General features: G+C 65.9%; 12 protein-coding genes. 2 read left to right on the top strand and 10 right to left on the bottom strand.

Annotated elements, in window-relative coordinates:
* Nucleotides 1-3: 3 nt before the first annotated feature.
* The 7 genes from CSQ91_RS06215 to CSQ91_RS06180 all read right to left on the bottom strand — a co-directional run bounded on the left by CSQ91_RS06215 (nt 4) and on the right by CSQ91_RS06180 (nt 10,388).
* Nucleotides 4-441 (bottom strand): DUF6678 family protein, encoded by a 438-nt coding sequence (locus tag CSQ91_RS06215; protein ID WP_099387695.1) that lies wholly within the window; start codon nt 439-441, stop codon nt 4-6.
* Nucleotides 441-1,670: a formate-dependent phosphoribosylglycinamide formyltransferase gene (gene purT, locus CSQ91_RS06210; RefSeq protein ID WP_071653317.1), complete on the bottom strand. Its 1,230-nt coding sequence runs from the start codon at nt 1,668-1,670 to the stop codon at nt 441-443. The genes CSQ91_RS06215 and purT overlap by 1 nt, the downstream gene beginning before the upstream one ends.
* Nucleotides 1,671-1,782: 112 nt before the next feature.
* Nucleotides 1,783-2,280: a VOC family protein gene (locus CSQ91_RS06205; protein WP_099387694.1), complete on the bottom strand. Its 498-nt coding sequence runs from the start codon at nt 2,278-2,280 to the stop codon at nt 1,783-1,785.
* A 63-nt stretch (nt 2,281-2,343) separates the two neighbouring features.
* Entirely contained in the window at nt 2,344-3,771 is a 1,428-nt protein-coding gene (locus tag CSQ91_RS28535) for a TolC family protein (protein ID WP_180278358.1), read from the bottom strand.
* Complete coding sequence (locus CSQ91_RS06190) at nt 3,761-5,104, bottom strand: HlyD family type I secretion periplasmic adaptor subunit (protein WP_099387693.1); 1,344 nt, start codon at nt 5,102-5,104, stop codon at nt 3,761-3,763. Before CSQ91_RS06190 ends, CSQ91_RS28535 begins: the two co-directional genes overlap by 11 nt.
* Nucleotides 5,101-7,272: a type I secretion system permease/ATPase gene (locus CSQ91_RS06185; protein ID WP_099387692.1), complete on the bottom strand. Its 2,172-nt coding sequence runs from the start codon at nt 7,270-7,272 to the stop codon at nt 5,101-5,103. Before CSQ91_RS06185 ends, CSQ91_RS06190 begins: the two co-directional genes overlap by 4 nt.
* A 98-nt stretch (nt 7,273-7,370) precedes the next feature.
* Nucleotides 7,371-10,388: a calcium-binding protein gene (locus CSQ91_RS06180; protein WP_099387691.1), complete on the bottom strand. Its 3,018-nt coding sequence runs from the start codon at nt 10,386-10,388 to the stop codon at nt 7,371-7,373.
* A 373-nt stretch (nt 10,389-10,761) separates the two neighbouring features.
* Here CSQ91_RS06180 and CSQ91_RS06175 point away from each other — a divergent pair, with 373 nt between their 5' ends.
* Entirely contained in the window at nt 10,762-11,904 is a 1,143-nt protein-coding gene (locus tag CSQ91_RS06175; RefSeq protein ID WP_218963716.1) for a serine hydrolase domain-containing protein, read from the top strand.
* A 45-nt stretch (nt 11,905-11,949) separates the two neighbouring features.
* Here the strand turns inward: CSQ91_RS06175 and CSQ91_RS06170 are convergent, their stop codons facing one another.
* Together CSQ91_RS06170 and CSQ91_RS06165 are read right to left on the bottom strand one after the other, a co-directional pair.
* A complete protein-coding gene (locus tag CSQ91_RS06170; protein ID WP_099387689.1) occupies nt 11,950-12,594 on the bottom strand; it encodes a DUF6000 family protein in 645 nt (214 codons plus the stop codon).
* On the bottom strand, nt 12,591-13,484 hold the full coding sequence (locus tag CSQ91_RS06165; RefSeq protein WP_099387688.1) for a LysR family transcriptional regulator: 894 nt from the start codon (nt 13,482-13,484) through the stop codon (nt 12,591-12,593). The genes CSQ91_RS06170 and CSQ91_RS06165 overlap by 4 nt, the downstream gene beginning before the upstream one ends.
* Nucleotides 13,485-13,593: 109 nt before the next feature.
* Between CSQ91_RS06165 and CSQ91_RS06160 the strand changes: the two genes are divergently transcribed.
* Nucleotides 13,594-15,093, top strand: a complete 1,500-nt coding sequence (locus tag CSQ91_RS06160; protein WP_099387687.1) for an MFS transporter — start codon at nt 13,594-13,596, stop codon at nt 15,091-15,093.
* 100 nt (nt 15,094-15,193) lie between these two features.
* Here the strand turns inward: CSQ91_RS06160 and CSQ91_RS06155 are convergent, their stop codons facing one another.
* Complete coding sequence (locus CSQ91_RS06155; RefSeq protein WP_034787364.1) at nt 15,194-15,730, bottom strand: CPBP family intramembrane metalloprotease; 537 nt, start codon at nt 15,728-15,730, stop codon at nt 15,194-15,196.
* Nucleotides 15,731-15,765: the final 35 nt, after the last annotated feature.

The raw sequence follows: 15,765 nt of genomic DNA, 5'->3' as shown, positions 1-15,765 counted from the left end.
GAATTAGTCGGCGGGAGGAAAGTCGTCGTAGGAACGGGGCAAATAGCCCCAGATGCGCGCCACCCGGTCGCGCACTTCGAAATCGAAGCCGATGCGTTCCAGTTCCGGCACGATCCACACGCCGTGGTCAATGATCTTCCTGGGCAGCAGCATGGCCACGTGTTCTTCCGAATACAAGCTGATGTCCAGCCACTCCACGCCCATGAACGGGAACGGCGGGTGGTAATCCCATTCAGTATCCCAGCGCGACACATAGCCGGTGACGGAGCCGTAACGGTACGACGGCGCCCAGTCGGTGCGCCCGCGCATGAAGGCCAGCAGTTCGTTCCACTTGCAGTCGTTGGCGGCGCCGGCCAGGTTGCGCCGCGCGATGTGGCCGCGCAGCTTGCGCTTGACGTCGTCGCCGCCGGCGTCGGCCTGCGGCAGGCTGGCCTCTGCCATCAGCGGGCGACCGGTTTCACTTTGGATGCGGCCAGCACGGCGCGCGCGCGGGCCGTATCGATATCGTCGGCCGTGGCCAGCGCCACGCCCATGCGGCGGCGGGCGAACGATTCCGGCTTGCCGAACAGGCGCAAGTCCGCACCCGGCACGCTCAAGGCATCGGCCACGCCTTCGAAGGCGATGCCTTTCGCTTCCAGCTGGCCATAGATGACGGCCGAGGCGCCGGGCGAGCGCAGCGCCACGTTGACGGGCAAGCCGAGGATGGCTTTCGCGTGCAGCTCGAATTCGCTCTGCACCTGGCTGGCCATGGTAACCATGCCCGTGTCGTGCGGACGGGGGCTCACTTCCGAGAACCACACCATGTCGTCCTTGACGAACAGCTCCACGCCGAACAGGCCCAGGCCGCCCAGGTTGTCCGTCACCTTGCGGGCGATGTCGCGCGAACGCTCGAGGGCCAGCGGCGCCATGCGCGCCGGCTGCCACGATTCCACGTAGTCGCCATGCACCTGCAAGTGGCCGATCGGCTCGCAGAACTGCGTCTCGACCTGTCCCGAAGCGCCGACGGCGCGCACCGTCAGCAGGGTGATCTCGTAATCGAAGTCGATGAAACCCTCGACGATGACCCGGCCCGTATCGACACGGCTGCCGCTGGCCGCATACGCCCATGCCGTTTCCACGTCTTGCGCGCTATCGAGCTTGGACTGGCCCTTGCCCGACGAGGACATCACGGGTTTCACGACGCACGGGAAGCCGATTTCCTGGCAAGCGGCCTGCAACTCCTGCAGGCTGCTGGCGAAGCGGTACGGCGACGTCGCCACGCCCAGGGTTTCCGCCGCCAGGGTGCGGATGCCTTCGCGGTTCATCGTCAGCACGGCCGCCCGGGCGTTCGGGATGCACGTGATTTGCCCCGCTGCTTCCAGCGCCGCCAGGGTGTCGGTGGCGATGGCTTCGATTTCCGGCACGATCAAGTCCGGCTTTTCCAGGGCTATCAGGGCTGCCAGCGCCACGCCGTCGCTCATGTCGATCACGTGCGAGCGGTGCGCCACCGGATGGCCCGGCGCGTTCGGATAGCGGTCGACGGCGATCACTTCCACGCCCAGTCGCTGCAGTGAAATGATCACTTCCTTGCCCAGTTCGCCGGAACCCAGCAGCATGACCTTGATGGCGGTGGAAGACAGGGGCGTGCCGAAGGTGCGGGGCGCGATGGTGCTGCTGGTGCTTGTGGTCATGGCAGGGTCTGTAGGCGGATGGAAAGATGGCTGGGACTATAGCAAATGCCGGCCATCTTGGACAGGGCGCGCCGCTGGCGTGCGCCCCGCTCCACCCGCCCGATCGGCCAGACTAGCCCGCGTAGGCCCGCTTGATCTCGTCAATGTTGATCTTTTTCATGCCCATCATGGCTTTCATCACGCGCTGGGCCTTGACGGGATCGGGGTCCGTCAACAGCTTGACCATGATGGTGGGCACGATTTGCCAGGACACGCCGAACTGGTCCTTGAGCCAGCTGCACTGCTGGGCTTCCGGCGGCCCGCCTTCGGACAGCTGGTTCCAGTAGTGGTCGACCTCGTCCTGGGTCTCGCAATTGACCTGGAACGAGATCGCTTCGGAAAACTGGAACAGGGGGCCGCCGTTCAGGCCCGTGAACGTCTGGCCGTCGAGTTCGAACGCTACCGTCAAGACGCTGCCAGGCTCCTGGCGGTGGATTTCCCTGCCCTCCTCGCCATAGCGCAGGATCTGGCCGATCTTCGAATTGGGGAAAATCCCCGTATAAAACAGGGCCGCCGCCTCGGCGTGGCCGTTGAACCATAAACACGGGGTAATCTTTTGTACGCTGTGCATGATGTCTCCCTTGGTCGATCGCAACACCTCCCCGCGCGGGAAGGCCAGCCTCCAATATAGTCATTATTGCGCCGTCGAGGCGCGCTGTTTGCCGCCGCTTTTAACGCCACCGTCCGGGATATCGTCCCGCCCCAGCACGCCGGCGCTGGCCAGCAGCCGCAGCCGGGCAGAACGCCATTCCGCCTGGCAACGGATGCGCTCCTGCTGCGCCTCGAGCAGCGCCGACTGGGTGTTCAGCATTTCCAGGATATCCGCCGCCCCCAGGCCGAACTTGCGCTGCACGCTGGCCAGGGCATCGCGCGCCGCGTCCAGCCACACCTGCGAGGCGGCCAGGTTGGACAGCGCCGTGCTGGCCTCCGCATGCGTTTTCACGAGTGCCATCAGGGTCTGCTGCCGCACTTCCTCGGCCTCGGCCTCCCTTTGCCCGGCCTGCGCCAATGCGCCGCGCACCTTGTATTGGCGCGCAAAACCGTCGAACAGGGGGATGTTCAATGAGATGCCCACCAGGGTTTCGCGCGTGGAAGCGGCGGACAAGCCCTGGTTGGGCCGGCCGTTCTGGTAGAGATTGGCCGTCAGGTCGATGCTGGGACGGCCCTCCGACCGGGTCACGTCCACCCTTTCGCGCGCTGCCGCCAGCTGCGCCTGCGCGGCCAGGATGGCCGGATGTTGCGCCTGGGCCAGCGCCAGCCAGGCTTGCAACTCATCTTGCATACCCTCGCGCAAGCCCGCCGCCGCGCCATCCGCATCGTCGTCCAGGATCACGCCCGCATCGGCCGGCAAGCCCAGGGTATATACCAGCACGGCGCGGGCCTTCTGGAACTCGCCATCGGCGCGGCTGGCGCCCAGGGACGCCTTGGCCAGGGCGCTCGTCGCCTGCAGGGTGTCGCTGTGAGAGCCGAGTCCCCGCTGCGCGCGGCGCTGCGTGGCCAGCACCGTTTCATGGGCCAGCGCCTGGTATTCCTGCCGCATGCGCACGCTGGCACGCGCCGTCTGCGCCTCGAAATACGCGCTGACGGTGGCCGCCAGGGTCTTTTGCAGCACGGCGTCACGGTTCGCCAGGGCGGCGTCAAGCAAGGCCTGTGCCGAACGCTGGCCCGCCGCGCGCCCGCCAAAGTCGAACAGGCGCCAGGACAGATTCAGCGAGGCCGTATTGCTGTTCAAGCTGCCGGAAGCAGTGCTGGAGCCCGGATAGGCCGTGCGGTCGTGCACCCGGCTCGCGCCCGCATTCAGGGTCGGCAGATAGGCGGCCCTGGCCTCGCCCAGCCCGGCCGCCTGCAGCCGGATGCCGGCCCAGGCGCCATGCACTTGCGCGTTATGGCACAGGGCCAGGTCGACGGCCGCCGGCAGGGTCAAAGGCACGGTCAGCAGCACACCAGCATCATGCGTGGATGGGCATGGCGCGGCGTCCAGTGGCTGGGCCCCGACTGGCGCGGCGGCCATGCACAGGCACAGGCCAGCGGCGAGCAAGGCGGCGCGGCATCTAGCGTTCATGCAGCGCCTCCTTCTGGTGCTGCACCAGCGGCGAGAGCACATATTCGATCACCCTTCTCGTCCCCGTGCGGATTTCCGCGCGCACCGCCATGCCGGCCGACAGCGGCACCAATCTGCCGTCGATGACCATGGCCGGCTGCTGCAGCGTGATTTTCACGGCATACACGAGACCCTTCTTCTCGTCTTCGATGGCGTCGCGCGAGACGCTGCGGACGACGGCGGGCACGGTGCCATACTTTGTGTAGTCGAAGGCGTCGACCTTGACGGCCACCACCTGCCCTTCCTGGACGAAGCCGACGTCGCGGTTTTCCAGCACGGCGTCGATTTCCAGCCTGCCCTGGCGCGGCACGATCTGCATCAGCGCCTGCGCGGCCGGCACCACGCCCCCCACCGTATGCAGCTTCAGCTGCTGCACCGTGCCGTCGACGGGCGCCGTCAGGCGCAGCAGGCTGCCGCGGGCGCCGGCGCGGCGCGCATCCTGGCCGCTGGCCGCCGCCACTCTGGCCCCTTCCGTCAGCGCGTCGTAGGCGTCCTTGCGCGTCTGCGCCACCAGGGCCGCGCGCTCGCTGCGGGCCGACGCCAGCTGGCCGGCCAGGTCGATGCGCGCCTGCTCCTTTTCCAGCCACGCGTGTTCGGCCACGTCGCGCGTGGCAAGCAGGGCCCGGTAATCGCCGGCGCGCCGCGCCGCCAGCGGCAGCGCCTGGGCATAGCGGGCGATTTCCCCGTCGAGATGCGCCAGCCTGGCGCGGAAACTCGCGTACTGGCCATCGAGGTGGCCCTGCGCTTCCTCGCGCTGGGCGGCGGAAACGCCATCGGGCGCCGCCAGCTTCGGCGTATTCAAGGTGTCGATGGCGGCGATCAGCGCGCGCGAACGGGCCATCTGCAGCGCGGCCGCCACCGCGTCGCCGGCGGCCTTGTCGCGCTCGGCGTCCGGACCGCGGCTGTCGAGCTCCACCAGCAGCTGGCCCGCCTGCACGGCTTGCCCCTCGCGCACATGCAGGGCGCGCACGGCCGCCACGTCGACGGAGGCGATGGTCTTGGTGTTGCCGGACGGAATGATCTTGCCGGCCGCATTGACGATGATGTCGACCTGGCCAAAGACAGACCACAGCACCACGCAGCCGACCAGCAGCATCAGCACCCTGGCCGTCAGGCGCAACGATGGCGACACGGGCCGCTCCTGCAGCGCCAGCGCGGCCGGCAGGAAGGCCGCCTCGTCTTCGCTCAGCACGGGACCGCGCAATGCGGCGCGGTCGCGCCAGCTATGCCGCAGCACCTGGCCATAGCGTTTGAACAGCTCGCCATACGCGGCCAGACGGTGGCCGGCGCTCATGCGGCGCTCCCGCTCGTGCCCTGCTGCAGGCTGTACAGATGGGCGTAGATGCCGCCCGGATTCGCCAGCAGCGCCGCATGCGTGCCCAGTTCGGCCACTTGCCCCCGCTCCATGACCACGATGCGGTTCGCTTCGCGCACGGCCGACAGGCGGTGGGCGATGATCAGCACGGTGCGACCCGCGCAAATGCCGCGCATATTGTCCTGGATGATTTTTTCCGATTCATAGTCGAGCGCGCTTGTCGCTTCATCGAAAATCAGGATGCGCGGATTGCCGATGAGGGCGCGGGCGATGGCGATGCGCTGGCGCTGGCCACCCGACAAGCCCGTGCCATGCTCGCCTACCATGGTGTCGTAGCCTTCTGGCAACTCGCAAATGAAATCATGGGCACCGGCCAGTTTCGCCACGGCAATGACGGCGTCGATGGGCAGCGCCGGGTCGCTCAGCGCGATGTTGTCGCGCACGGAGCGGTTGAAGAGGATGTTTTCCTGCAGCACCACACCGATCTGGCGCCGCAGCGAGGCCGTGTCGATGACGGCGATATCCTGCCCGTCGATCAGCACCTTGCCCCGCTCGGGAATATACAGGCGCTGCGCCAGCCGCGTCAGGGTGCTCTTGCCGGAACCGGAACGCCCGACGATGCCGATCACTTCGCCAGGCGCAATGGCAATCGACACATTGCGCAGCACCTCGGCCGCATCGGGCCGGTAGCGGAAGCCCACTTGCTGGAAATCGATGGCGCCGGCGATGCGCGGCAGGCGCGCCTTCTGGCTGCCTGCTTCCGTGCGGGCGTTGAGGATATCGCCCAGCCGGCTCATGGAAATGCCCACTTGCTGGAAATCGTTCCACAGCTGCGCCAGGCGCAGGATGGGCGAGGCCACCTGCCCTGCCAGCATGTTGAAGGCGACCAGTTCGCCCACCGTCATCTTGCCGTCGATGACGAGCGTGGCGCCCCACCACATGATGGCCGCCGTCACCAGCTTGCTGACCAGGGTGACGCCGCCGCTGGCCAGCATGCCGATATTGTTCGCCGACAAGCCCGCCGAGACATAGCCGGCCAGCTGCTTTTCCCACTGCTGCTGCCAGCGCGGTTCCACGGCCATGGCCTTGAGCGTGTCGACGCCGCTGATGGTTTCAACCAGGAAGGACTGGTTTTCCGCACTGCGGTTGAATTTCTCGTTCAGGCGGCCCCGCAGCACGGGCGTGAGCAGCATCGACAGGGCCGCGTAGACGGGAATGGAAACGAGTACGACCACGCTCAGCGCGGCGCTGTACCACAGCATGGCGGCGATGAAGATGAAGGAAAACAGCAAGTCCAGCACCAGGGTCATCGCGTTGCCAGTAAGAAAAGAACGGATGTTTTCCAGTTCATGGATGCGTGCCACGGAATCGCCCACGCGGCGCGCCTGGAAGTAGGCGATCGGCAAGGCCAGCAAGTGGCGGAACAGGCGCGCGCCCAGCTCCACGTCGATCTTGCTGCTGGTGCGCGCGAATACATAGGTACGGATGAGACTGAGCACGGCCTCGAAGACGATGGCGCAGACCAGGCCGATGGCGACCACGTGCAGGGTTTTCATGGCGTGGTTGACCAGCACCTTGTCCATCACCACCTGGAAAAACAGGGGCGTGGCCAGGCCGATCAGTTGCAGCACGAAGGAAATCAGCAGCACTTCGCCCAGCAACCTGCGGTATTTGACGATGGCGGGGATGAACCAGCTGAAGTCGAAGCGGGCCGTTTCGCCGGCAAAGCTGGCCTTGCTGGTGAAAAAGATCAGTTCGCCCGTCCAGGCGTCAAGGAACGCTTCGCGGCCAAGGATTTGCGGCGGCTGGCCCGGATGCTGGATCAGCACCTTGCTCACGCCGTCGTCGCCCGTGTCGACCTTGCCGAGAATAAAGAAACGGCCTGCGCTATCGATGGCGATGGCCGGCAGCGGCGATTGCGCCAGCCGTGCCGGCGCCTGGCGCACCAGCTTGGCCGTCAAGCCCAGCTGTTTCGCGGCCAGCAGGACGGTTTGCCGCGTGAACACCGCCTGGCCAAACGCATGTTTGAGCTGGGCGCCGTCGGCGGCGATGCCGTGCAGGCTGGCCATCAGCAGCAGCGACAGCAAGCCCGTGTCGGGCGCAGGTTCTATGGGTGGCGGATCGTTGCGGTAGGAGAGGACTGTCATCGGGCAATATCAGAGATTCAATGGCGCAGCCGGGCCGTGGCGGGTCACCCCGGCCCGGCTGCGTGATGGTGAGGCTAACTAGCTAACAACGCGGGCGGTCAATGCGCTGCCGCCAGCTGGATCTGCGCCGACGCAGCGCCTTGCGCCGACCAGGGCGCCGATGCGGCCGCCGGCACGGCAAAGCCGGCCATGGCTTGCACCAGCTGCGCCGGATCCGCTTGCCAACCGCCGAAGCCGCCCTGGCTGGCGCCAGCCGCTGATGGCGCGGCGCGCCAGTTCTGCGCCAGCACCGGCGCCAGGGTGGCGGCCGTACCGGCCGGCAAGGTCAGCTGGCCCGCTGGTGGCGGCGTCAAGCCCGCCATCGCCTGCACGAGATTTTGCACATCGCTGCCCAGCAAGACTTTGCCATCGGCCATGCGGAATTCCTCGATGCGCGCGGGCGTGTCCGCGTACCAGTTATTGACGGTAATCTTGTCCGTGGTACCGATGGTGCTCACTTCCAGGTGCGCACCCGCCTGGCGGAACCACAGCTGCTCGGCGCTGACGCCGGCCAGGAAGGAAACGACATCGTGGCTGCCCGCTTCCACGCCCTCGGCGATGATGTCGGCGCCGTCGCCGCGGGCGAAGAGATAGGTATCGTTGCCCTGCGCGCCAGCCAGGGTATCGTCGCCCTTGCCGCCATGGAAGGTGTCGTTGCCGAGGCCACCGAAGAGGATATTCTTGACCTCATTGCCGGTCAGCACGTCATCGAACTTGCTGCCGATGACAATGTTGAAATTGGCCAGCACGTCGGCGCCCGGACGCCCAATCATGGGGCCGCCGACCGGTGCGAAGGTGGCCGTCACGCCTGCCGTGGCGCTGGCGTAGTTGAGCGTGTTGCCGGTCCCGCCGCCGTCGAGCACGTTGCCGCCAGGCGTATCGACATAAAAGACATTGTTGTTGTAGGCGCTGCCCGTTACCGTCAGGCCCGAGCCGATGAGGCGCACATTCTCGACGTTGTCGGCCACCTTGTAGTCGACGCTGGTGTACACCGTATCGCTGCCGCCGTTGCCCCGCTCGACGATGAAATCGCCCCCGTGGTTGACGTAATAGGTGTCGTCGCCGCCCAGGCCTTCCAGCAGGTCGGCGCCGGCACTGCCGTTGATGACATCGGCGCCCGCCGTGCCGACAAAGTGCTGCCCCGTGGGCTGCGTGGGACCGTTGAAATGCCAGGCCTGGGCCAGTACGGGCGCCAGGGCGGCGGCCGTGCCGGCCGGCAGGGTCAGCTGGCCCAGCGGCGGCGGCGTCAATCCCGCCATTGCCTGCACCAGCAGCTGCACGTCGGCACCGCGCATGACGTGGCCGGCGGCCGTGCGGAATTCCTCGATGTTCGGCTTGGCAATGCTCCAGCCGCGGATGGTGATCTTGTCCGTGGTGCCGATGGTGCTCACTTCCAGGTCCGCGCCCACCTGGCGGAACCACAGCTGGTCGATATTGACGCCGGCCAGGAAGGCGATGCTGTCGTATTTCGCATCGGCGGAGGGCTCGCCGATGATGTCCGCGCCGTCGCCACGCGCAAAGACATAGGTATCGTCACCCAGCCCGCCGACGAGGAAGTCGTCGCCCTTGCCGCCTTGCAAGGTATCGTTGCCGAGACCGCCGGACAGGGTGTTGGCCAGTTCGTTACCCGTCAACACGTCGTCATAGGCGCTGCCAGTCACGCTGGAAATATTGACCAGCACATCGCTGCCCGGGCGCGCCACGGGGGTGCCGCTGATGGAGGCGATGGCCGCCTTGGCGCCCGCCCTGGAACCCGCATAGGTGGCTGAATTATTGCTGCCGATGCCTTGCACCAGGTGACCGCCGGCCACATCGATGTGGAAGACATTGCCGCTGCCGTTGCCTCTGACGCCCAGGCCGGCCGCGCTCAGATGCAGCTCTTCGACGTTGGCGCCCATGGTGTAACTGACCGTCGTGTAGACGGTGTCGCGGCCGCCGCCAGGCTGTTCAATCACCACGTCGTTGCCATGGTTGACGTAATAAATGTCGTCGCCGGCCCCGCCGACCATCACGTCGGCACCCGCCGTGCCCTTGATGATGTCAGGGTTCACCGTGCCTGCTCCCTCGGTGCGCCAGTTCTGCGCCAGTGCCGGGGCCAGGATGCCGGCGATGTTCGGCGGCAGGGTCAGCTGGCCGGCCGGCGGCGGCACCAGGCCCGCCATCGCCTGCACAAGGTTTTGCACGTCGCTGCCCAGCAGCACGCGGCCGTCGGCCGTGCGGAATTCCTGGATGCGGGGCACGATGCCCGCGCTGAACCAGCCATTGATGGTGATCTTGTCGGTCGTGCCGATGGTGCTCACTTCCAGGTTCACGCCCACCTGGCGGAACCACAGCTGGTCGGCGCTGACGCCGGCCAGGAAGGAAACGACATTGTGGCCGCCGCCCTCGACCACCTCGACGATGATATCGGCGCCGTCACCGCGGGCAAAAATATAAGTGTCGTCGCCCACCGCGCCGAGCAGCGTATCGTCGCCCTTGCCACCCCGCAAGGTGTCGTTGCCGATGCCGCCAACCAGGAGGTTCTTGAGTTCATTGCCGGTCAGGACGTCGTCGAACTTGCTGCCCACGATGCTGGCGAAATTGACCAGCACATCGCTGCCCGGCGCTGCCGCCACCGGACCACTCGCCCCGGACAGGGTGGCCGTCACGCCCGCGCTGGAGCCAAGGTAATTGACCGAGTTGCCCGTGCCGCCACCGTCGAGCACATTGCCGCCGGCCACGCTGACATGAAAGATATTGTTGGTGTTGGCGCTCCCCCTCACCGTCAGGCCGCTGGCGGCGAGGCGCACGTTCTCGACGTTGTCGGCCACCGTGTAGTTGACGCTGGTATACACGGTATCGGTGCCGCCATTGGCCAGCTCGACGATCACGTCTCCGCTGTCGTTGACGTAATACGTATCGTCGCCGGCCAGGCCTTCGAGCACGTCGGCGCCCGTGGTGCCGTTGAGCACATCGGCATCCGGCGTGCCGGTGAAGCGCTGCAGCGCCACGGCGGCGGCACTGTTCAGGTATGCCTCGATGGCGGAAATGCCATCGTCAGCGGAGGTGGAAGTTTGCGATGCAAATTTTTCAGTCATGTTGCAGTTTCCTGTCGTTAAACGTCAAAACCAAGATTGAATATGTCGGCGCAAGCTGACATGCAAGGCAAAAGTCCCGGCCGCATCCACTTGCAGTTCAGCATGCACCTTCAACGGTCCGGCACTTTCGGTGCATGGACGGCGCGCGGTTGGTGGTCGCCACGCATGCACCCCCTACTGACGTTCAAGGGGGCGGAGCACTGTTGTTTGTCATGCAAATGTCACACTGCATGGAGGAAAGAAAAGGAAAAGCGGAATGGCGGAGTGGCGGAAAGGAGGAAAAAAGCGCGCGGCTGGCGCAGGGCAGCACAATTTCTTTCACTGCTGCACCCATTGTGCGAGAATGCCCCTCCCCCTTGGATGGATGGTGCGCATGATAAGCAAACTCGCCGCAAGCATCACTGTAATGACACTCGTGCTGGCAGCTTGCAAGCCTGCGGCCACGGCACCCGCGCATGACATTCCTGCGGCCATGCGCCAGACCGCGACCACCCTGCTGCAGTCAAAATTCCTGCACGCGACCTCGATTGCCGTCGTTTATCGGGGCAAGGAATTCATGCTGCATCAAGGCGAGCTGGAGACCGGCAAAGGCAATCCGCCGAACGATGCAACGCTGTATGAAATCGGCTCAATCAGCAAGACTTTTGCTGGCCTGCTGCTGGCGAACGCTGTGCTGGATGGGAAGGCGGCGCTCGACGATCCCATACAAAAGTACCTGCCGGCCGCCTATCCGAACCTGCAGTCGCAGGGACAGCCAGTTCGCTTGCGACATTTGATCACGCACACCAGCACCATGCCGGGCATGCTGCCATTGCAGGTGAACACCATATTGAAGGATTTCACCGCACACGCCACGCCGGCAAAGCTCAATGCAGCCTACGCCAGCTACGGCCAGCAGCAATTCTGGCAGGACTTGCACACGGTCAGCATCCAGGGTCCGCTTGGCAAGGACTACGCCTATTCAAGCGCCGGTACCGAACTCATTGCGCACACGCTTGAAACAATCTACGGACTGCCCTACGAAGTCCTGCTCACGCAATTCGTCGCGCGCGCAGCCGGCATGCACGATACCAGGCTGAGACTCACAGCCACGGATGCCGGCCGGCTGGCGCCCGGCTACCACAGCGACAATCCCGTCATGACGACACCGATGCCGCAACTGCCTTGGGGCGCAGCCGGCAACCTGAAGTCGAGCATGCCGGATATGACGAAATACCTGCGCCTGCAATTGGGTGCCGATCCCGCGGTCGTCGAATCGCACAAGCCGCTGGTACGCTTTCAGGACGACTTCAGCATTGGCTATTTCTGGAATATCGGCAGCAATCGCCAGTTGGGCACGCATTATGTACACCATGGCGGCGTGCCGCGTGCGCAAAGCTACGCCTACGTCATTCCAAAATACCAGCTCGGGGTCTTCATCATCACCAACCAGAGCGGCGACGCAACGGCCGGCGCCATGGAAGGTGCGCTGGCGCATCTTTTCGACACCGTCGAATCCATGGAAAGTGCGCGGTAGGCCGCCAACAATACCAACGGCGCCGAAGTTTGAGGGGGATCGCGCCTATTTTCCTGGCGCCGCGGCCTGCAAGGCGCGCAAGGTGGCCATGCGGCCAGTCCATGCTGCGAGCACTGCGTCCAGCGCCTGGCCCGGCCGGCTGGCGGTAAAATCGGCCCAGGCTGGCGCATGGCGCGCCGCCTCATCCCGGCCCTGCTGGCCATCCAGGTAGGCAATGGCCGCCATGGCTTGCTCCTGATCAAAGTGCAGCTGCGGCTGGCGCAAATAATGTTCAAGATAGCGGTGCAGATAATCGCGGCTGCCGGGCGTGTCGAAGGCGGCCAGCGCCAGACAATACGCGCTGCCCGCGTAGCAGACTTCACTGGCCAGCAGCAGGCCGCCCAGCTGGTCCGTGAAGCCGGGACGATGCATCAATGCGGCCAGATAGGCGCCCGCCGTGCGGCTGCGCCAGTCGAATTGCCCCAGCAGGCGGGCGATGACGGTATCGTCGGCCTGCGCCAGCCGGGCCAGGCACGCCTGCGCCTGGGGCTGGTGCAAGCCCATATACAATGGCCGTACCCAGCCGTCGCGCAGGGCCGCCGTCAGCGGTTCCTGCGGGAGCAGCTGCGGCATGGGAAACGGATGCGCGTGGCGCACGGTGGCGCCAGCCACATGCAACTGCAAGGGCGTCAGGGAAACATCCTGCGTCATGGCAAAGCTCCAAAAGTTTGATCCTGTAACTGCTCCACCAGGAAATCGATGAAGACGCGCAAGCGCGGCGGCAGGTGGCGGCTGGCCGGCCACAGCAGCCAGAATGCCGTGCGCGCCTGCGTATGCTCGTCCAGCAGCGAGACCAGTTGCCCCGCCGCCAGTTCGCGCTGCACGGCAAATGCGGGCAGGTAGGCGATGCCCTGCCCCTGCACGGCCAGGAAGACGCGCATTTCCAGGCTGTTGCAGACCATGCCGGGCGCCGGCTGGCTTGCCTCGTCCATCAGTGGCCACTGTTCCAGGCGGCCCGTGGCGGGAAAGCGGTAGTCCAGGCGCGCGTGCCGCAGCAGCCCGGCGCCATCGGCGGGCCGGCCATGGCGCGCCAGGTAGGCGGGCGACGCCACCAGCAGGCGGCGGAATGTACATAGTTTGCGCCGCATCAAGCTTGAATCGGCCAGCTCGCCCGTGCGCACGGCCGCGTCAAAACCGTCGCTGACGATGTTGACCATGGCGTCGGAAAAATCGAGGTCGAGGTCGATGGCCGGGTAGGCTTGCATGAAGGCGCCGATGGCCGGCTCGAACAGGCCGCTGTAGCGTGGCAGGCTGATGCGCAGGCGGCCGCTCGGCGCGCCGCCCGATTCGCCCAGCTCACGCTCGGCAGCTTCCACCTCGGCCAGGATGCGCTTGCAGCGCTGCAGGAATTTCTCCCCTTCCGCCGTCAATGCCAGGTGCCGCGTGCTGCGCTGGAACAGGCGCGCACCCAGCCGCGCCTCCATGCGCGCCACGCTCTTGCCGACGGCCGACGAAGATAGCCCCAGCAGCCGGCCCGTGGCCGAAAAACTGCCGCTGTCGGCCACCTGCACGAACATGGCGATGCCGCCCAAGCTCTCCATTCATCCCCCATTCAAGACATTTTTGTCCGATATGTTGATCAGTTTAGCCCATTTTTCTTTAATGATGGGCGCGCCATACTCGCCCCTCCTTCTTTCCTATCCGACGCCCATGCCCCATTCCTCACGTCTTTCACTCCCCCTGCAAGTGCTGGCCGCTTGCCTGACGGGCTTGCTGATTCCCCTGTGCTTCACGGGTCCGGCAGTGGCCCTGCCCGCCCTCGGCGCCGAATTGCACGGCAGCGCCGCCGCCCTGAACTGGGTCATCAATGCGTATATCCTCAGCTATGGCAGCGCCATGATGGTGGCCGGCAGCCTGACGGACGTGCTGGGACGGCGCCGCGTCTGGCTGGCGGGGCTGGCGCTGTTTTGCGTGGCGACCCTGTCCATTGCCCACGCGCCATCGGTGGCATGGATCGCCGCGCTGCGCTTCGTGCAAGGCCTCGGCGGCGCGGCCGCATTCGCCGCCGCCATGTCGTCGCTGGCGCCATTGTTCCACGGCGTGGCGCGCAGCCGCGTGATGAGCGTGCTGGGCACGACATTCGGCCTGGGCCTGGCCTTCGGTCCGCTGGCGGCCGGCGCCATGCTGTCACTGGCCCGCTGGCCCGCCATCTTTTACGCCACGGCCGCGCTGGGCGCCATCGGCATGCTGCTGGTATGGAGCAGCGTGCCGGCCGATCCGGCGCGCGGCAAGGGCCGGCTGGACTGGCCCGGCGCCCTCAGCTTCACCGCCGCGCTGGGCCTGTTGACCCTGGGCATGCTGCTGGCGCCCGAACACGGCTGGCGCAACGGCGCCGTGCTGCTGTCCGTCGCCTCGTCCATGCTGCTGTTTCTCGCCTTTGGCGCGATCGAGCGCAGGACGGCGCGGCCCATGCTGGATTTGTCGCTGTTTCGCCAGCGCCGCTTTGTCGCCGTGCAAGTACTGGCCGCTTCGCCCGCCTTCCTGTTCATCGTGCTGATCGTCATGCTGCCGGGGCGCTTCATCGGCATCGACAACATGTCCGCGCTGGCCGCAGGCCGTTTGATGATCGCCCTGGCCGCGCCATTGCTGCTCGTGCCCATGCTGGCCGCGCTGCTGTCGCGCTGGGTGGGGAGCGGCGCCCTGTGCGCGGCGGGATTGCTGCTGGCCGCGGCGGGCCTGGCCTGGCTGGCGCAGGTGCTGGGCGGCGGTGACGCTGGCACCTTGGCCGGCCCCCTGCTGCTGATCGGCGTGGGCATCGGCTTGCCGTGGGGCTTGATGGATGGCATGGCCCTGAGCGTGGTGGAAACAGAGCGGGCCGGCATGGCGACGGGTATCTTCAATACCGTGCGCGTCAGCGCCGATGGCGTGGCGCTGGCCCTGGCGGGCGCCGTGCTGGCCGGCCTGATCGGTGCAGCGCTGGCGCGGCAACTGCCGGCAGGCCTGCCCGTGCTGGCCGCGGCCAGCCGCGCCGCGCTCGGCGATCTCCAACAGGCGACACAGCTGCTGGGCGGCCAGGAAACGCTGCTGCGCGCCAGCTATGACGCCGCCTTCCGTCAGTTGCTGAACGGCCTGGCGGCGCTGGCCGTGGCGCTGGCGGCGCTGGTGCCGTATTTGCTCAGGAAGGAAGAAAAGCGCCTAACAAAACCGTAGCGAGCGGAAGGTAGAGGTGGTCGAGAAGCGTAACCGTACTTGAGTACGGTGAGCATCGCAGGCCGCCTATACCGACGCGCAGTAGGTTTTGGAAGGTGCTTTAGGCGTCGAGGCCGTAAAACACGGCCACCAGAATGGCGATATTGTTGCAGGCGCGTGCAAACGTCGTTGTCGCGTAGGCAACGGCGACACTGGGGCCGCGGTAGCGCAGGTAGACAAAACTGAACATGGCGCCCGACCCCAGCGCGACGATGGCATGCAGCAAGCCGCCGCTGATGAAATGCACGATGGCCCACAGGATGGTGCCGATAAAAATACTCAGCTGGCGGCTGGCGCCCAGGCGCCGGAGGATTTCCAGCGGCAGCAGCTGGCCAAGGAAGGTTTCCAGGATGGGTGAATAGATGACGACCCAGAACACCAGCAGGGGCAGCGACATTTCGCGCTTGAACTTGGACAGCCCCGTGTGTGCGCCCCAGTATTCGGGCGGCAACAGCCATTTGGTCACAAACAGGATGGCAAAGCACAGCATGCAGGTGAGCAAACCCCAGCCGAGGCCGGCAAGGGCCAGCTGCAGCACGGGCGGCGCCGGTTTGTCGTCGTCCGGGCTGGATAGATCATGGCTGCGGCGCACTTGCATGAGAAGTCCTGGCGTTGATCCAGCTCTCATTGTAG

The organism is Janthinobacterium sp. BJB301, assembly GCF_002735685.1.
GTDB classification, from domain to species: Bacteria; Pseudomonadota; Gammaproteobacteria; order Burkholderiales; family Burkholderiaceae_D; genus Janthinobacterium; species Janthinobacterium lividum.
The sequence above is the reverse complement of the archived record's forward strand: the minus strand, read 5'-3'. Positions and strand labels throughout refer to the sequence as shown.